We start from the raw sequence: 19,593 nt of genomic DNA on the forward strand, positions 1-19,593 counted from the left end.
ATTGCTGCGTATGATTCACTCGTACTTCAGAACATCACCAGCAAATTAAGAGAGTCTACTATGTTCAAGAAAACACTGATTGCCGCATCTTTGATTATGACAACCGCTTCGGTAACCGCTGCGGCATTGCCAACAGAAACTCCAGCGCCAACTGCAGTAGAAGCACCACAAGTTGTTGTATTTAAGAACGTTAATGTTTTCAACGGAACTGAGAATAAGCTTTACAACAATCACACTGTGGTTGTTACTGGCAATAAAATCACCGCGATCACTAAAGGTGACGCCGAGCTTCCCGAGCAAGCCAAGGTTATCGATGGTGAAGGCCGAACGCTAATGCCAGCTATGGTAGAAGCGCACATGCACCTCAACCTACCAAAAGGGCTACTCGGCACTAATGATATGCGTTGGTCTGAGATTGCCGTGCACGCTCAAGGGTTTGGTGAAATGTACCTCGATCTTGGCTTTGGTACGATTCGTGATGTTGGTGGTGCTGACGGCGTATGGACAGAGCTGGAGAAGAAAGGTGACATCGACTTCCCTCGTACTTACGTTTCAGGCGCACCTATTGCACCAATTGGTGGTCACTCAGACGTTGGCCTACAATCGCGCCGCCTAGATGACTCACCACAAAACCTAGAAATTTTAGGCATTATGTCGACACCAGCAGGTGTTGCAGAGATCCACGAACAAGCGCGTCACAACTACCGTCAGGGTGGTCAGTTCACTAAAGTGTTCCAGTCTGGTGGTGTTTCATCAAAATTCGACCCGTGGCAGTACCAATCCCTGCTTGATGAAGAGCTGAAAGCAGCGGTAGATATTGCGGAGTCTTACGGTTCTTATGTCTCGACTCACGCCTATTCAGATAAGGCTTTGCACCAAGCCCTTGATACCGGAGTTAAATCCATCGAGCACGGCTTCATGTTTAACGAAAGTCACGATAAGAAATTTAAAGAAAACGGCGCATTCTTGGTCACTAACTTAACCGCGTTTTCCCCAGAATTGGCTAAGGTACCCGTGGTGCAAGACCCAAGCATCCAGAAGAAGTTAGCATCTGCACAAGCTGCCTTTGGTGACTATATCGAGAATGTGCAAAAGCTTGACCCAGACTATCGCGCATTCAACACAGATTGTGTCGGCTACGCGGATATGTGTGCCAAGCAGATCGCTCATGAGATTTACTTAAACGCTAAGTTCTTTGGTAACTTCTCAGCACTACGAGCACTCACCTCGACTGGTGGCCGTATTTCTGCAGAACTCATGGAAGACTGGATCAACCCATACTCTGACGGAAAAATTGGTGTTATTGAAGTGGGCGCCTACGCGGATATCCTGCTCATCGATGGTAACCCACTGGAAGACATCACTCTCATCGGTGGTCGTGAGACTTGGTTAACTAACGATGCCAAACCTGACGGTTCTCACCTGAGTGAAATGGACCTAATCATGAAAGACGGCAAAATCTTCAAGAACACGCTGTAATATCTTTCATAACAATCAAAAAGTTACGGAAACTAGCCCGGTCAATCGAACCGGGCTATTCTCGTTAAATCATTAAAAACACGATTTATAAAAAACACTGTGCAATTCAAACTAGCTTTGGTTATCATTGGCGTGACTGATGAATGGAGTAAGGTTTTATGATCAAAGTGATTGCACCGTTGTTGCTGGTATTTTCTGGGTACGCCCTGAGTGCAGGAACTTCAAGCACAGAGAGTTCAAGTGCAGATAGCTCAAGTGCAGAAAATCCGGGGGTATTTGATATCACTTCGATTCAAAACCTACCAATTCAGAACCTATCGACTCAAAACTTACCCACTGCACCAGAGCAGCATCATGATTGCCAAAGCATAGTGTGTAACGACTACGCTTCTTTTGACACCAACTCGACCTCTAATGATTTCGACAACATCACTGTAGTTAACGTGCCTGAGAGAAACTCCAATGAAACTCTCGATGCGATTGGCAGTGCTCTGTATATCATCGGTGAGATAGGCTTTGCTGATAATCTGTCTGAGCCTGATTATCACAACAATGTTTCTAACTAGCAGGCTTCTAACTCAAATGAGCGCTTAAGTCGCTCATTTGAGACTAGCCACAGCACGTTTAGTCCGGCATCACCACAATACCCATAGCTTCAAGCAATTGATCTTGTTGCCATTCTGAGATTTGAACACCTGTCATATCCACCCTTTTCGGGTTAAGCCCCTCTAGCTCAGCATGACATAGGTTTGCGCCTTGGAAACTAAATTGAGTCCAAGCATCTTCTGAAAAAACACCGCGGCTCAAGTCCGAATCCTTCATCGACGCTCCCACCAAATGTGCGCCTATCCAGCGGTTTTCAAACAGCTCACATTTTTCTAAATTGGCGCTCTCTAGGTTCGTATAAGACAAATTACAGCCTGTGATATAAGCCGAGCAGAAGAAGACTTTTTGCTTTATATAGTTGGAAAAATTTGCTCGATAGAAATTCGCGCCTTTTAGATCGCAGCTCCTGAATTCAATACCAAAGCAGTTAGCATTGCTGAAGTTGGCCATCGCGAGCTTACAGTCTTGAAAGCTCGCATCTCTCAGATCAGCAAAATTAAACTGACACCCTTCCATATCGGAAGTCTCAATAAACTTGCAATGTTTAAACGTGGTTTCTTTTAGCTGAGCGCTATGAAAGTTACACTCCAAAAAAGTGCAGGACTCAAAAGCCAAATAACTAAGGTCTTGATGAGAGAAATCGTGCTGATGATAAGTGTGGTTTTTGGTTTTCATGGCCGCTCCTTATTGGCGTCCCCGAAACGTAACATTAGGACGAGACCAAGTCACGATTTTAAAAACCTTTAAAAACAATCATTTAAAACACCCCAAAATCGCCAATTTAAGGCACCTAGAGGCCCTTTTAACAGGGTGATTTTTTGATTTTCCTACGCACCTTTGCAGAAAAAAGTTTAAACAAACTGAGAGACGCTCAGAGAGTAAAGAGACTCAAAAGCTCTCAGACATGAGTAAACTCGTGAAAAGTCATATTTACATTGTAAATCCGCACAAAAAAAGAGCACTCAATGGTGCTCTTTCTTAATTAAAATGAATAAGTTGCGTTACGCGACTTCAAGAATGATCTTCTCGAGCTTATCCAAACCCTCGCTAAGAACTTCTGACTCGATCGTCAATGGTGGCAATAAGCGGATTACGTTCGCCTTCACGCCACAAGACAACAGAATTAAGCCATTCTCTTGTGCTTTGCTGATAACGGCTTTAGTAAGATCTTGCAGAGGTTTGCCCGTTTCAGGACAAGCAAACTCAATTGCCATCATCGCACCCGTAGTACGGATTTCACCAATTGCAGGTACAGACTCTTGAAGCTTAGTCATACGAGCATTAACTACCTCACCAATACCCATCGCTTTCGCACACAACTGCTCTTCTTCAATAATTTTTAGAACCTCAAGACCCGCAACACAACCCAGAGGTGAACCTGCGTATGTACCACCAAGGCCACCCGGCAGTGCCGAATCCATCACATCCGCTTTGCCTACCACAGCAGAGATAGGGAAACCGCCTGCGATGCCTTTCGCCATAGTCATCATGTCTGGTTCAATGCCTAGGTATTCCGTAGCAAACATTTTACCGGTACGCGCAAAGCCAGTTTGGATTTCATCGGCAATGAGCATGATGCCGTGCTTATCACACACTTCACGTAGCCCTTGTGCAAATTCAGCTGGCGCTTTGTAGAAACCCCCTTCGCCTTGCACAGGTTCAAAGATGATAGCCGCTACGCGTGATGGCTCGATATCACATGCAAACAGGTCTTCAAGCGCTTGCAGGCTCTGCTCGGTGCTCACGCCATGGAAGGCATTTGGGTATGGTGCATGGAAGATCTCATTCGGGAAAGGACCAAAGCCCGCTTTGTACGGTGCAACTTTACCTGTCAGACCCATTGTCATGTTAGTACGACCGTGGAAGCCACCTTTGAATGCGATAACGCCACTACGACCAGTATGAGCACGTGCCACTTTCACTGCGTTTTCTACAGCCTCTGCACCCGTGGTTAGGAAAATTGCTTTCTTTTCGCTATCGCCCGGTGCAAGTTCAGTCAGTTTTTCCGCCAGTTCAACGAACGAAGCGTAAGGTGTCACCATCGCACAAGTATGAGAGAAGTTATCCAGCTGCGCTTTCACCGCTTCACTGATGCGTTTGTTTGAGTGACCGGTATTGGTTACCGCAATGCCTGCAGCAAAATCGATATATTTGTTGCCATCTACGTCCCATACATGGGCGTTCTCTGCTTTCTCAACGTAAAGTGGATAAAGTGCGCCCATACCTTGAGCGATTACTTGGCTTCTTCTTTGGTGTAGTTGTTGGTTAGTCATTGTTTTGTCCTTAAATTAGTTGCCGCCAAAGCAGAGATATTTGATGTCCATGTATTCATCGATACCTTGTTTTGCCCCTTCACGTCCGATACCAGACTGTTTTACCCCACCGAACGGAGCTACTTCGGTAGAAATCATGCCTTCATTAATGCCGACCATGCCGTACTCGAGCGCTTCAGCAATCTTCCAGACGCGATGGATGTTTTGGCTGTAGAAGTACGATGCGAGGCCGTAGATGGTGTCGTTAGCCATCTCGATCAATTGCTCATCGTTATCGAATGCAATCACAGGTGCGACAGGGCCAAAGATCTCCTGCGAAACAATGTGCATGTCGTGAGTTACGTTCTTGAGTACGACCGGCTGCATAAACAAACCATCAAGATTCGGCACTTCCGAAACTGGCTGTGCACCTTGCTCGATTGCACCATCAATCAGAGCTTGGATGCCCGCTTTCGCTGACTCGCTGATAACAGGTCCAATATTCACGCCTTCGTCTAAGCCATTGCCGACCTTGAGCTGCTGAACCGCTGCATCAAATTTAGTCACGAACTCATCGTAGACTTTGCTGTGAACATAGAATCGGTTCGCACACACACACGTTTGACCTGCATTACGGAACTTAGATGCCATCGCACCCGCTACGGCTGCGTCGATATCTGCGTCATCAAACACGATAAATGGCGCGTTGCCGCCCAGTTCCATTGAGGTGCGTTTGATGTCATGCGCACTCTGCTGCATCAGAACACTACCCACTTGAGTTGAGCCCGTGAACGAGAACTTACGAATCAGTGGATGTGACGTAAAAATCGCACCGATCTGGCGAGAGCTTTCTCCCAGAGTCACCTGCAATACATCGCGCGGAATGCCCGCTTGGTACGCAAGTTCAGCGACAGCGAATGCAGACAGCGGGGTCGAATCCGATGGCTTCACGATGAAGCTGCAGCCCGCAGCCAGTGCTGGCCCTGCTTTACGAGTGATCATTGCAATTGGGAAGTTCCATGGCGTGATCGCACATGCGACGCCAATTGGCTGCTTAATCGTCACAAGACGCTTATCACCACTTGGGGCAGGGATCGTTTCGCCGTAAGTACGCTTGGCTTCTTCAGCAAACCACTCTATAAAGCTCGCGCCATAAAGCACTTCACCCTGCGCTTCGGCTAGAGGCTTACCTTGCTCTAGCGTCATTAAACGGCCAAGGTCTTCTTTGTTTTCAAGCAGCAGTTGATACCACTTGTTCAATAGAGCTGCGCGTGCTTTTGCAGGCATTGCCGCCCACTCTTTTTGCGCGACACTTGCGCGTTCAACACCATCTAAAATGGCTTGCTCTGAAGAGACTGGGGCATAACCCAACACTTCACCAGTAGCAGGGTTAGTGACAGCAATGCCCTGCTCTTGGTCCGACACCATAAACGACAGCAAGGTTTGGTTGTTAATTTGTTGCATGGTGATTCCTTTTGACAGCTAAACAATGCCGCTCTTTGTTGACTGATTCAGTCATCCGCGGCTATTAGTAATTTTAATTGATGATGGCTAAGCGGGGATCTGCTGGGTAATGCAGTGAATGTTGCCACCACCCAATAATACTTCACGTGATGGGATCCCAATCACCTGATGCTCAGGCATTGCCTGTTGCAGTATCTCTATCGCTTGCGAGTCGGTTGTATCATCGAGCAGAGGTAAAAAGACATACTCATTTACGATAAGAAAGTTTGCATAAGAGGCACTTAGGCGTTCTCCCGCATCGCGCACCATGCCTTCACTCTTATCGACACCGTTGGCTTCAGCCTCGCTGTAGTGCAAAGGCCCCGGCAACGGCAAGCGGATCACTTCGATACTTCTACCTTGAGCATCGGTCTGCGACTTAAGTGCATATTCTGCTTGGCGTGATAGCTCGAACTGTGGGTCACTTGGATCGTCAGTCCAGCTCAGCACCACCTTACCCGGCGCAATAACGTGCATCAGATTATCGACGTGACCGTCGGTCTCGTCGTTAAACAGCCCCTTTGGCAACCAGATAACTTTATCGATGCCAAGATACTCTTTAAGACTCGCTTCTATCTGTTGCTGACTCATCTCAGGGTTGCGCCCCGGGCTGAGTAGACACTCTTGCGTGGTGTACAGGGTGCCTTCACCATCGGTATGAATGGCGCCGCCCTCTAGAACAAACGGAGCTCGATAGTGGTCAAGGCCGATGATGTCACACACCGAACTCGCCACTAAATCGTCTTGCTGCCAGTTGTCATACAGGCCGTTGTAATCCCCGCCCCACGCATTGAACTGCCAGCTGATGCCACGGCGGTCGCCTTGCTCATTCACCACCACCGTTGGACCTATATCGCGCATCCAAGCATCGTTGTATGGGATCTCGACCAGTCGAATATCGGAATGAAGCAAAGCGCGAGCTCTATCAAACTGCTTACAGCTAACTGCCACGCACACCTTGGTCACTTCCGAAATCGCGTTGGCAATGCGAGCAAAGGTCTGTTGTGCAGGCTGCGCTTGTTCACGCCAATTGTCTTTTCGCTCTGGCCAAGCAAGCCACACTTCACTCACCGGTTGAAACTCAGCCGGAAAGTAGAAGCCATCTTGTCGAGGCGTGGTTGATAGCTGCATAGTGCCCCCTTATACCGCCAGTTTGCCTACACTGCCGTATAGATCTGGTCGACGGTCACGGAATAACCCCCATGAATGACGAGCCTGCGCCGTTGCGGCCAAATCGACTTCTGCATAGATGATCGCTTCACCTTCACGTGGCGCTTCGGCAAGCTTGCCACCGGTATGGTCGGTGATGAAAGACGAGCCGTAGAAAGTCGTTTCAATACCATCATCCAGTTCAGTACCCACGCGGTTTGACGCGATTACCGGTACCAAGTTGGCCGCTGAATGGCCTTGCATCGTGCGTTGCCAATGGTCACGTGAATCTAGGGTTGGGTCTTGTGGCTCGCTACCGATCGCGGTTGGGTAGAAGATCGCTTCTGCGCCATGCAAGGCTAAGCTACGAGCCAGTTCTGGGAACCATTGATCCCAACAGATGCCGGCGCCGAAAGTGCCAAACTTAGTCTTCCAAACCTTGAAGCCAGTGTCACCCGGGCTGAAGTAGTACTTTTCACTGTAACCCGGTCCATCTGGAATGTGTGACTTGCGGTAATTGTCGAGCACCGTGCCATCTGCATCGATCATCACTAACGAGTTAAAGAAGGTGTTACCCGCTTTTTCAAAGTAGCTCACCGGGATCACGACACCCAACTCTTTAGCGAGAGCGCTCATCTCTTTAATCAGCAAGCAATTTTCTGTCTCTTCTGCCAACTCGAAGTACTTCGCTTCCTGTTTCTTGCAGAAGTAAGGCGCTGCAAACAGCTCTTGTGGCAGAATGACGTTGGCACCGTTGCTCGCTGCTTCACGAATCGCCTGCTTGGCTTTGTTCAGGTTATCTTCCAGATCCCAGCTCTTAGTCAGTTGTAAGGCTGCAAATTTCACTACTCTACTCATTCGATGTTCCTTATCTGTGTCTGGATTAGATAGCCAGTTTGTCTCTTAGGTTGTAATACGCTGCACCCACTGCGGTGAATGGGATTTGGAAGTGGCGACCGCCCGGGAAGGCATAGTGCTTCAATGCTGCAAAAGCATCAAATCGCTCAGCGTGTCCGGTTAATGCTTCCGCCAATAGTTTGCCTGCAAGGTGAGTACAAGTGACACCATGGCCGCTGTAACCTTGTAGGTAGTAGATGTTGTCGTCAAATGCGCCGAACTGAGGCATACGCGAGTAAGTTAGCAGGAAGTTGCCCGTCCAAGTGTAATCGATCTTAATCCCTTTCAATTGAGGGAAAACTTTCTCTAGCTTAGGACGAATCAAGGCTTCGATATTCTCTGGGTCACGAGCACCGTACACCACGCCACCACCAAACAGCAGGCGTTTATCAGCACTTAGACGGAAGTAGTCCAGTAGGTAATTACAGTCTTCAACACAGTAGTCACTTGGCAGTACCTGCTTAAGTTGCTCATCAGTCAGCGGCTCTGTCGCCACCACTTGGGTACCACACGGAATCGCTTTGTTGCTGATATTCGGTGCAAGACCACCAAGATACGCGTTACCTGCCAACACTAGGTATTTGCACTTCACGCTGCCCTGAGCCGTTCTAGCGACAGGGTTTACGCCTTTCTCTAGTGATGTTACTGCAGACTGTTCGAATATTTGACCACCCAAAGAGACAAACGCTGCTGCTTCACCGAGAGCCAGTTTTAGCGGATGGATGTGACCACCACGCATATCGAGCAGACCGCCAGTGTAAACCTGAGTACCGACTGCCGCTTCTACCTCATTGGCATCAAGTAGAGTCAGTTGGTCGTTACCGTAGCGCTCCCAGTTTTTCTTATGATGCTCTAGGCCAGCGAGCTGCTTTTTGTTTAGTGCTGTAAATAGGCCACCGCGCTTATGATCACATTCGATATCGTACTTATCGATAAGGCCACGAATGATGTCGCCGCCTTCAAATATCATGTCACACAGAGCTTTAGCTTGGGGTTGGTCGTAACGGCTTTCAATCACGTCAACATCTCGGCTGTAGCTGTTAACGATCTGACCGCCGTTGCGACCGGTTGCGCCAAAACCGACTTTCGCACTTTCTAGCACCACCACTTTGAAGCCTTTCTCTGCCAGATGCAGTGCTGAAGATAAACCAGAGAAACCGGCACCAACCACACACACATCACACTCGATGTTGTCTTGAAGTTGTGGGAAATCTGGCATATTTGGTACTGAGTGCGCGTAAAACGAGTCCGTATGCTTATTCATTGCTTTATTCCTTTGTTATTCGTCAGCAGGCTTAAGGGTGTAGGCGAATCCAAGTCGTTTTGGTTTCTGTGAATTTTTCGATGGCATGCAATGACTTATCACGGCCGTTACCACTCATTTTGAATCCACCAAATGGGACAGTCATGTCACCTTCGTTGTAGTTATTGACCCAGACGGAACCCGCTTGAAGCTGCTTAGCCACACGGTGAACACGATTAATATTGCTGCTCCAAAGAGCGGCACCTAGGCCATATTTAGAATCGTTAGCAATGGCGATCGCCTCTTGCTCATCTTTGAAAGGAATCACGCACAACACAGGACCAAAAATCTCTTCCTGCGCAACACGCATCTTATTGTCTACATTGTCGAGAATGGTTGGCTCAACGAACGCGCCTTTGCCATCGACATCACCACCGCAGCGCAGCGTTGCACCCTCAGTTTGACCAAGGTGGATGTACTCCAGCACTTTGGCTTTATGTCCTTGATCGATAAGCGCTCCCATAGAACAAGTGGTGTCCATTGGGTCTTTTGGCGTGAAGGCTTTAGACGCTTCAATCACCTTCTCAACAAACTGATCTTTAATGCTTTCATGAACCAGCAATCGAGTTGCTGCAACACACACTTCACCTTGGTTATAAAAGCAACCACCTGCCGTTTCAGCGGCTGCGCGGTCCAGGTCGTCACAGTCTTCAAAAACAATATTGGCATTCTTACCGCCCGCTTCTGCAAAGACGCGTTTTAGGTTGGTCTCACCAGAACGAACCATTAACTGACCAGCGATTCGGGTTGAACCGGTAAACGCGATGCAATCAACATCATGGTGTTTAGCTAGCGCATCCCCAGCTTCATGACCAAAACCAGTGATGACTTGGAATACGCCACGAGGAAGACCCGCTTGATTAGCAAGCTTGCCAAGGAAGATCGCAGTAAGTGAAGATTTTTCTGACGGTTTTAGAATGACACTGTTGCCAGCCGCGAGCGCAGGGCCGAGCTTCCAACAGGCTAGCCATAGAGGGAAGTTCCATGGAACCACAGCGGCGACAACACCAATAGGTTGATGAGAGATGTAGGCGTGAACATCTTTTTCGGTTGGTGCGACTTCACCGTAGACTTTATCAATCGCTTCAGCGTACCAGCGCAAAGAGCCTGCTGCACCGGGGATATCGGTAGAGACACTGTGGTTAATAGGTTTACCGGTATCGAGCGTTTCCAGTAACGCTAACTCTTCACGGTGTTCATCGATGAGATCAGCGAATAAGCATAGGACAGCTTTACGATGAGATGGGGCGCTGTTGCTCCATTCACCTGCTTGAAAGGCTTGACGAGCGCATGTTACCGCAAGATCAACATCTTCTTCTTGGCAACGAGCGATCTCTGTAAGCGTTTCGTCCGTTGCTGGGTTGATGACATCAAGCATTTGGCCGCTGATGGCAAGAGTATACTCGCCGTTAATAAATGCTCGATTTTCGATGTTTAGACTGTTTTGTAATTCAATCCATTGTTCCTGGGTTTTCATACGCTCTCCTTGTTATCACAACAAGGCAAGGCCCACTTAGAATGTGGTTGGCGTATGCGCGCTTATCATTCGACAAGCCTTGTCTGTGTGATTTGTAAACTTATGCGGCTGAGTTGTATCAATGACGTACGACTCGCCTTGTTTAAGGACGTAAGATTGGTCTTTATACTCAAGCGTGATTTCACCCTCAAGAATGGTCCCGATCTCTTCGCCTTCATGCTTAATTTCTGCCGCACCGGTCGTACCATGTGGGGCATACTCTTCGATTAAAAACCCGATGACTTGCTCTTTACTGCCGTTGGTGACTAGCTTCATTGAAACGGACTCACTGCCCATCTCCACCAACTCATCAGGGGTAACGACAACCTTTACTTCATCACTGGCTGGCTTTTCAAAGGTGAAAAACTCCGATAGCGACAAAGAAAAAACGTTCACTATTTTTTGCAACGAGCTCACTGAAGGGCTGACCTTAGCGTTCTCAATAGAGGAGATAGCACTATGTGTAATGCCAGCTCGCTCGGCTAATTCTCGTTGTGACAATCCATGTTCTTTTCGTAACTGAACAATATTTTTACCAATCTCTTGATTGTCCATTTATCTGGCTCCTAATTTATAGAGAGGCAGCCATCATAAATTCTTTGAACAAAATTTGTGAGAAATGATTGGTTTTCGCTTTCCATTCTGGGTGCCACTGCACGCCAACAAAGAATTTTTGTCCTGGAAGGCTGAATGCTTCCACCAAACCATCGGGGGCTTTCGCTTCTACTTGCAGTTGCGGAGCCAGTTGGTCAACACCTTGATTATGAAGGGTGTTCACTTCAAAAAAGACCGTGGTTTCCCAGTGATTCTCTGTCAGCCATTTTTCAAAAAGGCTCTGCTTTTGCACCAGTACCGCATGTGATGGTGCGTATTTCTCTTCAAAGTCATCGACTTGGATCTCTCGATGGTCATTAAAGCCGGAATCGTGAACCGCCGGATTTAACGAACCACCCAACGCCACATTCATCTCTTGAAAGCCACGGCAGATCCCTAGACATGGAATGTCTTTATCAATCGCTTTACGCAGTAATGAAAAAGAGAGCTCGTCGCGCGCTTCATCTTTCTTTGCCTCTTGATGCGTCGCGTTGTAGTGGTGCGGCGCAACATTCGAGTGACTACCCGGAAACAAAAAGCCATCACACATCTCAAGGATTCGTTCGATATCTTCACTCGACATATCTGGCGCTAACATCAGCGGCAACCCGCCGAAGTCTTTTACTGCCGCTAGATAGAAGTCATTAACGGCTTGTATTTGATAGCCACCCAACTCTTTCGCGCAGCTAACAATTCCAATAATGGGTTTGCTTTGTGTAGACATGTTACTTCCGTGCTCGATTTATTTAACACTCACACTACAAACCATGTACAAAATTATCAACACCGATGTTCGATATTCTGACCAAATCGTGACCAACACCTCTTTTTTGGTCAAAAAAACGGCTAATTTTGCTCATTATATTGAGCAAAAACCGATCAGCTGTTACAAAATAGTTAACAAAAACATCTTTCATGAAATTTACAACTTGAAAGAAAATCAAAATAAACCATTGTATTTTAAGCAAATAAAACAAAATCTTTAGACTTTAGTCTTATCAATACAACTCAGTTGTTTATTTTTTGTTACTTTAGGTTTGCTGTACAGAGGCTAGTTGGAGAACTCAATGGAATCGTATCTACAGGAAGTTAAAAATTTTCGACAAAAATGGCCCAACATCGAGTTTGTTGATCTCATTTTCACCGATATCAATGCCACGCCAAGAGGCAAAAGAATCCCAGTCAATGCGCTAGAGAAGCTAACGAAAGGGGTGGCACTACCGCTGTCTACTATTACTCTCGATACTAAAGGCAATGTGGTAGAGAGCGCAGGGTTAGGTGAAGACCTAGGCGAGCCGGATAACATCTGTTTCCCTGTTGCTGACACACTGATGCCAACAGCAAAAGAGTCAGTTGGTCAGGTGCTATTAAGTATGATGGATGAGACAGCAGAGCAACCAAGCCCGCTATTCATTCGTAATATCGTCGAAGGCATGCTCGATAAACTGCATGCTAAAGATCAGTACCCATGCGTTGCCTTAGAACTTGAGTTCTACCTCATCGACAAAAAACGCGGCGAGATGGGCGCTCTGCAAACCGCTATTAACCCAACCAAAAAGTCACGTGAGAAAGATACCGAGGTGTATGACCTAGACGGCCTTGATGACTACGCAGATTTTCTCTCCGACCTTAACAAGGTCGCCCAAGAACAAGGGTTAAATACCTCTGGTGCACTCTCTGAATCCGCACCGGGGCAGTTTGAGATTAACTTTAACCACTCAAAAGACGTGCTCAAAGCGTGTGATGAAGTGATCATCGCTAAGCGCCTTATCCGCCAGATTGCCCACCAGCACGGTTTTGATGCCACGTTTATGGCTAAGCCATTTGGCGACCAAGCCGGTAATGGCATGCACATTCACCTTAGCTTGGTGGATGCACTCAGTAACAATCACTTTAGCCAAACCGATGGCGAAGCCAGTGACCTCTTTTATCAAACCATGGCCGCGATGTTGGCTCAGACATCCGATTCCATGGCATTGATTTGTCCTAACGTAAACTCTTACCGCCGTTTTGTCCCTGGCGCTTACGTACCTACGAAAGCCGATTGGGGAGAAAACCACCGTGGTGTTGCGATGCGTGTGCCCATCAGCGATAGTAAGAATCGCCGAATAGAACATCGTATAGCAGGAGCTGACGTTAACCCTTATATTCTCGCTGCAGTAGTACTTTCCGCGGTATTAGCGAGTGAAAACTATACCAAAGACCAATGTCCTAAAGCCCTCAGTGATGATGCAATTGACCTACCGCTGCGTATGTCAGAGGCACTCGACCAGCTAGAACGCAGTGAGCTGGCTCCGTACATCTCTAGAGACTTTATCGATTTATATTTAGCTTGCAAACGGAGTGAACTCACCGACTTTGAACGCGAAATCACCCCATTAGAAATCGAATGGATGTTGCACTCAGCATAAATAAAGGAAATATACGTATGACTACGCAAACCAAGGCGTTGGACGCGCCGCTGAAGATCAACACTCAACACATCATGGTATCCCTATTGGTGGTGGCGACGTTTGTGTTCTTCACTTCAATCGGATTGAACCACCAAGAAGGAGAAGCATACGGGTGGATGAGTTTGCTTCCGACGGCTCTGGTGTTGGTGTTCGCACTGACAACACACCGCACCGTAGAAGCGCTATTTAGCGGCACGATTGCAGGTGTGTTGCTACTAAACCCAGCTGAAGCAGTGGAGCAGATCGTTGGCATCTCTATGGATGTGATGATGAACGAGACCATTGCATGGATCGTGCTTGTTTGTGGTCTGATGGGTGGCTTAATTGCGATTCTGGAGAAAGGCGGCAGTATCTTAAGCTTCTCTGATATGCTGGTGACCAAGGTGAAAAGCCGCAAGCAATCTATGCTGATGACCTTCTTCCTCGGTATTCTGATCTTCATTGATGATTATCTAAACGCGATTGCTATCTCCTCTTCAATGAAGAAGATCACGGATGGCTACAACATTTCGCGTGAGAAACTCTCTTACCTAGTGGATTCGACCGCGGCACCTATCTGTATTCTGGTTCCGATTTCAACTTGGGCAATCTTCTTTAGCTCACTGCTTGAAGCGAATGGCGTTGCTGAAGCTGGCCAAGGCATCAAAGCATACATCGAAGCGATTCCTTACATGGCTTACGGCTGGGTAACATTAGCAATCGTACTTCTCGTTGCAATGGAAAAACTGCCTGACCTAGGCGCAATGAAGGTCGCTGAAGAGCGCGCGAAGAATGGTCAAGTTCGCCCAGATGGCGCAACAGATATCGACTTTGGCGCAGACATCTCAGCACACACTAACCCAACCATGGGCCTAATCAACTTCCTACTGCCAATGGTAGTATTAGTTGCAGCGAGCTGGTACTTCGGTATCGATCTACTAGCCGGTGTGTTTGTCGCAATCATCTTCACTATCTGTTTCTACGGTGTGCAGCGTCTGATCTCGATGAACGACATGTTCGAAGCGGTCTACGACGGTATCAAGGTGATGTTGTTGCCACTAGCAACGGTAATCGGCGGCTTTATGCTGAAATCGGTTAACGACTCTCTGGGTGTAACTCAGTATGTAATCGAAACGGTGAGCCCTTACCTATCAGCATCTTACTTCCCTGCGATCATCTTTATGATCACTGGCGCGCTGGTATTCGCAACGGCATCTTCATGGGGTACATTCGCAGTTGCAATGCCAATCGTATTGCCACTTGGTGAGCAACTTGGCGTACCACTGCACCTTACTGTAGCGGCGCTACTATCAGCATCAGCGGCGGGCAGCCACTCTTGTTTCTTCAGCGATTCAACGGTTCTGTCAGCACAAGGCTCAGGTTGTACATCAATGCAGCACGCTACGACTCAGTTCCCGTACGCACTGATAGGTATCATCGCTACCGCTATCTTCTTCTTAGTGATTGGCTAACAAGCAAAACAAGCTTAATTAAAAAATCCGAGTGTTTAACGACACTCGGATTTTTTACATTACTCGTCACCGGAAACTCTCTCAGTAAAAGCCGCCATGTTTCATGTGCACAAAAAGCAAGATAGAGGCGATCACCAGCTCTAGAACCAATGGCGGTACGACAGCTTTATCGAATCCATCCAGAACCAGACCGACTACTCGCCCAGCCGCGACAGCCAACATCACCACTGCAACAAAGAAGTAGCCGTCTGTGTCATTGTTAAAAAAGCCAGCCGCAATAATATAAACGCTTGCCAAAAATAGGCCGCCCATCACTGAGCGGATCGTGTTCATGCCCACCTTACCAATCGGTTCCAAAGCGAAATTTGCCAACATTTTCTTGGGTACAAACATCGACATTATGCCAAGCCCAGTCAGCACCAACGCAATCACACCAACCAAAGTGTTCATTACTGTATCCATCATATCTCTCCTTATGCTGGTGTTTTCGCTGTTAAAAACTGTTGAATCGCTTGATACGCATTGTCTTGCGCAGAACTGTTGTTAAATAGTGGTTCCAGTGTCACTTGGTCGATCACAGGCCCTGTCGGTGAGCCGGCTCGGCTCGCATAAAATCGGCCACTCTCAAAGCTTGGATTAAACAAGCCTTCTAGGTAACGCTTGGCGCCTTTCTCGACACTGTGCATCATGCCAAACAGTGGCATCACGGTTCCTCCGACGTACTTAAAGAACACCTTTTTCAACAGTGGCAAATCGTCCATACCATTGGTGCCAGTCGTGCCACCAGGGCTGATGGTCACAAAACGAAGGTGCGGGTGCTGTCTCGCCATCGATGACATCCACAGAGTACCAGTCAGTTTAATGGTGCCGTAAACATCCAGCGGATCCGCGTTTGAACCAAATTTGCTGCCGTCTGCAATAGAAGAAAATTCCTGTACCGACGTGTCCTTTAGCTCAGGCTTAGCAACACCCATTCTTGGTACACCTCGCGCCGTCTCAGAGCCTGCATAAATAATGGTTGAGGTAACCAATTGCTTTTTCACAAGCTCTTCTACAAGTACTACATGGCCGAGAACATTCGATGCAAAGATAGTGGTCACGCCATCTTCAGTCAGTTGATGAGGTGTTTTTCCGCCCGTACCACCCGCATTCAAAATTACCGCATCAACAGGCGACTTGAGACGAGTCACTGCTTGTTGCACGGAATAGGACTCAGACACATCAAGTAGTAAAATCTCGAACAAATCTTTGCCTGTTGCTTCAACCAGTTTTCTCTTCGCTTCGTTCGCTTTCTGTTGGTTTCTGCAACCCAAGTAAATCTTCTTTATGCCACTTTGTTGGGCCAACTGGCGCGCTGCTTCAAAGCCTAAGCCAGCGTTGGCACCCGTAATTAATACACTTGTTATTGAGTTCATCATGCTCCCTTCTCGGTGATGTTTAACGTGTAATTAAGCTAACATGATTGAAAAATGGACTGTATAGAGGTAAAAGTGGACACTGTGTTTCAAAAATGAACCATAGGCAGAATTATGCTGAACAATGAGACTTATACCTTTAACTGGGATGACCTGAAGATTTTTCTCGCGGTGGTACGCAGCGGAACACTGCGTGGGGGAGCCGAGAGCATCAAGATCAACCACACCACGCTCACCCGTCGCCTGTCAGTCATGGAAGAGCAGATTGGTAGTCGACTGTTTGACCGCTCCAAGCAAGGCTTACAGCTCACTCAGATAGGGGAAGAACTGCTCCCATACGCTGAGCGCGTCGAAGAGGAGATGGTCGCTGCATCACGCATGATCATTGGCAAAGACAGTGAGCCTGTTGGCACCGTTTATGTCTCTATGCCTCATGGATTGGCGATGACCTCGATCATGGATGACCTAGCACTCTTTGCTGAGAGTTATCCAGATATCACACTTAATCTCAATTTCGGTAACGACATCGCTAACTTGAGCCGTCGTGAATCAGACGTCTCGATTCGCATCGCTAATGAGGTTTATGACGATGCCGTAGGTCGCCGTTTAGTTCAGATGTCGCAAGCGGCCTACTGCACCCGAGAATACGCAGAGAAAGTAAAAGACAACGCTGGCGAAGGGCTACACTTTATTGGATGGCACGAACCAGAGGGGGATGTCAGTGCTCAGTGGCTAAAAGAGAGCTTCTACCCAAAAGCCACACTTAAACACCGAGTTTCGGAGCTAGTCCCGTTGATAAACTTAGCGGCTTCTGGGCTTGGGATGGCTTATCTGGCATGCAATTTAGGTGACAGACACCCAAACCTTGTGCGCGCTCCATTTCAAAAGCCACTGCCCTATCGAAGCATCTGGTTGTTGCTCCACACAGACCTACGCCGTACAGCGAGGATTCGTCGCTTTGTCGACTTTCTTGGAGAACAGATTCAATCACGTGAGAACGAGTTTTGGGTAACGGGAACCGTGGCAAAAGCTGATTAAACAAATCATGAATAACACCTCAATAAAGCCACTAACATAGTGGCTTTTTTCATACTCGATTTTCACTCTGTTGCTGCCGATTTATATTGAGTTTATTTAGGCAAATAAATACACTGAAGAGAGCATTACTCGGAGGTGAAATGAACAATAAAAACAAGCACATAATATTAATTCACGGCCTCTATATGCCTGCATTGATCATGCAGTATCTAGATAGAAACTTTAAAAAGCGCGGCTTTCAAACTCACAAGTTTGCCTATAATTCTTTGCGCTTTCCATCCGCTTCCAAGCGATTGAATCGATTTGTCACTGCTCGCTTTGATGAAAATGATGAGGTCTACTTCTTTGGCCATTCACTCGGTGGTTTACTGATTCGTCACTACTTCAAACATTATCAGCCCAAATTTGCCGATACCTGCATCATTACCGCGGGCACACCACACAATGGCGCAACCATAGCCAAGACACTCTCGAATCATGGACTAGGATTTATCTTTGGTTCGACTAAACATATCCTCAATGATGGGCTTGGAGACTATGATAACGACGTACCGATAGGTGTTATCACTGGCACTTATGATGCGGGTGTAGGCCGAATCGTACTCGGAAAGAATCATGGCGATGGCACGGTCACACTGGAAGATGCCAATCTAAAAGGGGCAACCGACACCTGCGCACTCAACCTCAATCACACCGCTTTGGTGTATTCGAAAGAAGTAGTGCAGCGATCCAGCTACTTCATAGAGCATAAAAGCTTTCGTTAAGAGAGTTCAGATACAAAAAACCACTTCATCATGAAGTGGTTTTTTTAATTGTTTGCAAGTTACAGGCGATTCACTCTGGTAGGTAGGAACACCTCACCAAGCATGCAGCGTACTGAGCCACCGCCGATATCTTCGATGGTCTTCACGTTGAATGGCAGCAGTTTACCGTGCGTCGCTAGCTGCGCGCGTTGTGCAGGAGAAAACGCATCAAAAGCCGACTGTGACATCGCAATCACTTTATCGCCATTCACGGTTTCAAGTTGAAGGATGTTGCCACAGAAGCGGTTCATCTGATCGATCGAAATCGAGATCACTTGTTTGTCTTTCGCAAGGGACTTCACGACGAAGCGACGCTCGAACTCTGGAATCACTTCATCACAAATCACACAGAAGTTATCACCTATCGCCATCATCACATTGGTATGGTAAATCGGGTGCCCAGAAGGCAGAGCTGTTTGGAAAGAAACCACTCGCGAATAACCGATACGCTTGGCGTAGTCTTCCAATACTTCTCTATCACAGCGTTGAGAAAGGGCTGCATAGATGGTCTTGTTGATGTGGTCGATCACCATTACGCCAGTACTTTCAAGGTAAGCACCCTGCTGTAAGTAAGGTTCAAGCGTGTCCACATGGTTTACGATACGACCAGATGCTTCAAGCGCTTCGATGAGAGCGTTAGGCTTCACTTCATGTTGGCGGTTTTCACACGCCATTGGGAATGTGTATAGGCTGCCATCACTAACAGTACTAAACCAGTTATTTGGGAAAACCGCATCCGGTGTTTCAACACCAAGCTCAGGATAATCAAACTCGACTACTTGCACGCCTTCTTTGCGAAGTACCTTCACCATTGCCTTAAACTCAGCCATGGTTTGCGACTTTACTTCTTCTTGAGTCAAGTTAACGCGCTGCTGAAATTCATTGTCACGCGCGGTCTCTTCGTTAAAACGAAACTCTTTAGGTGGCACCATCACTACACAGTTTGCATTTTGTACATTCGTTGTTTGTAGTGATTTTTCATGTAGGTTTAACATCTCAACTGTCCCTATCTGGAATTTACCCGCTAATTGTAAACAGGTTGTTACGAGAAAAATCACTGAATTATTGACAATTTCATTAGCTAACCTCAATAATTCCTGCCAAATGTCCAATCCTCCCTAATTTTTACTGCAC

At 47.3% G+C, this 19,593-nt stretch carries 18 protein-coding genes; 6 read left to right on the forward strand and 12 right to left on the reverse strand.

Going from position 1 to position 19,593, the window contains the following annotated elements; genetic code table 11:
* Positions 1 to 60 precede the first annotated feature (60 nt).
* A complete protein-coding gene (locus FIV04_RS18145) occupies positions 61 to 1,479 on the forward strand; it encodes an amidohydrolase family protein (protein WP_150869817.1) in 1,419 nt (472 codons plus the stop codon).
* A gap of 158 nt (positions 1,480 to 1,637) precedes the next feature.
* Positions 1,638 to 2,045 (forward strand): hypothetical protein, encoded by a 408-nt coding sequence (locus FIV04_RS18150; RefSeq protein WP_152470008.1) that lies wholly within the window; start codon positions 1,638 to 1,640, stop codon positions 2,043 to 2,045.
* Between the two features lie 58 nt (positions 2,046 to 2,103).
* On the opposite strand, the gene FIV04_RS18155 is transcribed toward FIV04_RS18150, so the two are convergent.
* From FIV04_RS18155 to FIV04_RS18195, 9 genes are all read right to left on the reverse strand, one after another.
* Complete coding sequence (locus tag FIV04_RS18155; RefSeq protein WP_152470009.1) at positions 2,104 to 2,760, reverse strand: Qnr family pentapeptide repeat protein; 657 nt, start codon at positions 2,758 to 2,760, stop codon at positions 2,104 to 2,106.
* Positions 2,761 to 3,086: 326 nt separating this feature from the next.
* Positions 3,087 to 4,358 carry a 4-aminobutyrate--2-oxoglutarate transaminase gene (gene gabT, locus FIV04_RS18160; RefSeq protein ID WP_150869815.1) on the reverse strand — a complete coding sequence of 424 codons (1,272 nt, stop codon included), beginning with the start codon at positions 4,356 to 4,358 and terminating at the stop codon, positions 3,087 to 3,089.
* 15 nt (positions 4,359 to 4,373) lie between these two features.
* Positions 4,374 to 5,801: an NAD-dependent succinate-semialdehyde dehydrogenase gene (locus FIV04_RS18165; RefSeq protein ID WP_032553797.1), complete on the reverse strand. Its 1,428-nt coding sequence runs from the start codon at positions 5,799 to 5,801 to the stop codon at positions 4,374 to 4,376.
* Between the two features lie 87 nt (positions 5,802 to 5,888).
* Positions 5,889 to 6,971 carry an agmatine deiminase gene (gene aguA, locus FIV04_RS18170; RefSeq protein WP_152470011.1) on the reverse strand — a complete coding sequence of 361 codons (1,083 nt, stop codon included), beginning with the start codon at positions 6,969 to 6,971 and terminating at the stop codon, positions 5,889 to 5,891.
* Between the two features lie 9 nt (positions 6,972 to 6,980).
* Positions 6,981 to 7,847 carry an N-carbamoylputrescine amidase gene (gene aguB, locus FIV04_RS18175; protein WP_150896913.1) on the reverse strand — a complete coding sequence of 289 codons (867 nt, stop codon included), beginning with the start codon at positions 7,845 to 7,847 and terminating at the stop codon, positions 6,981 to 6,983.
* 25 nt (positions 7,848 to 7,872) lie between these two features.
* Entirely contained in the window at positions 7,873 to 9,150 is a 1,278-nt protein-coding gene (locus FIV04_RS18180; RefSeq protein ID WP_032553791.1) for an FAD-binding oxidoreductase, read from the reverse strand.
* A gap of 31 nt (positions 9,151 to 9,181) precedes the next feature.
* Entirely contained in the window at positions 9,182 to 10,666 is a 1,485-nt protein-coding gene (locus FIV04_RS18185) for an aldehyde dehydrogenase (protein ID WP_152470012.1), read from the reverse strand.
* A 36-nt stretch (positions 10,667 to 10,702) separates the two neighbouring features.
* Entirely contained in the window at positions 10,703 to 11,260 is a 558-nt protein-coding gene (puuR, locus tag FIV04_RS18190) for an HTH-type transcriptional regulator PuuR (RefSeq protein WP_032553788.1), read from the reverse strand.
* A gap of 16 nt (positions 11,261 to 11,276) precedes the next feature.
* Positions 11,277 to 12,023 (reverse strand): gamma-glutamyl-gamma-aminobutyrate hydrolase family protein, encoded by a 747-nt coding sequence (locus FIV04_RS18195; RefSeq protein WP_032553786.1) that lies wholly within the window; start codon positions 12,021 to 12,023, stop codon positions 11,277 to 11,279.
* A gap of 343 nt (positions 12,024 to 12,366) precedes the next feature.
* On the opposite strand from FIV04_RS18195, the gene FIV04_RS18205 reads away from it, so the two are divergent.
* Positions 12,367 to 13,710 (forward strand): glutamine synthetase family protein, encoded by a 1,344-nt coding sequence (locus FIV04_RS18205; RefSeq protein ID WP_152470014.1) that lies wholly within the window; start codon positions 12,367 to 12,369, stop codon positions 13,708 to 13,710.
* A gap of 17 nt (positions 13,711 to 13,727) precedes the next feature.
* The gene (locus tag FIV04_RS18210; protein ID WP_152470015.1) at positions 13,728 to 15,203 is read left to right on the forward strand and encodes a Na+/H+ antiporter NhaC family protein; all 1,476 of its coding nucleotides are present in this window, start codon (positions 13,728 to 13,730) and stop codon (positions 15,201 to 15,203) included.
* Between the two features lie 81 nt (positions 15,204 to 15,284).
* Here the strand turns inward: FIV04_RS18210 and FIV04_RS18215 are convergent, their stop codons facing one another.
* Both FIV04_RS18215 and FIV04_RS18220 read right to left on the reverse strand, forming a co-directional pair.
* Positions 15,285 to 15,668: a DUF4345 family protein gene (locus FIV04_RS18215; protein WP_253895528.1), complete on the reverse strand. Its 384-nt coding sequence runs from the start codon at positions 15,666 to 15,668 to the stop codon at positions 15,285 to 15,287.
* An 8-nt stretch (positions 15,669 to 15,676) separates the two neighbouring features.
* Positions 15,677 to 16,621, reverse strand: coding sequence for an SDR family NAD(P)-dependent oxidoreductase (locus FIV04_RS18220; protein ID WP_367618269.1), 945 nt, complete (start codon positions 16,619 to 16,621; stop codon positions 15,677 to 15,679).
* 111 nt (positions 16,622 to 16,732) lie between these two features.
* Between FIV04_RS18220 and FIV04_RS18225 the strand changes: the two genes are divergently transcribed.
* Positions 16,733 to 17,656: a LysR family transcriptional regulator gene (locus tag FIV04_RS18225; RefSeq protein ID WP_152470016.1), complete on the forward strand. Its 924-nt coding sequence runs from the start codon at positions 16,733 to 16,735 to the stop codon at positions 17,654 to 17,656.
* A gap of 140 nt (positions 17,657 to 17,796) precedes the next feature.
* Positions 17,797 to 18,420, forward strand: a complete 624-nt coding sequence (locus tag FIV04_RS18230) for a triacylglycerol lipase (RefSeq protein WP_152470017.1) — start codon at positions 17,797 to 17,799, stop codon at positions 18,418 to 18,420.
* A 59-nt stretch (positions 18,421 to 18,479) separates the two neighbouring features.
* Here the strand turns inward: FIV04_RS18230 and FIV04_RS18235 are convergent, their stop codons facing one another.
* Positions 18,480 to 19,454, reverse strand: coding sequence for an arginine deiminase-related protein (locus FIV04_RS18235; protein ID WP_152470018.1), 975 nt, complete (start codon positions 19,452 to 19,454; stop codon positions 18,480 to 18,482).
* Between the last annotated feature and the right edge of the window lie 139 nt (positions 19,455 to 19,593).

Origin of the sequence: Vibrio sp. THAF190c (genome assembly GCF_009363355.1) — a bacterium.
In the GTDB taxonomy this organism is placed as follows: domain Bacteria; phylum Pseudomonadota; class Gammaproteobacteria; order Enterobacterales; family Vibrionaceae; genus Vibrio; species Vibrio fortis_A.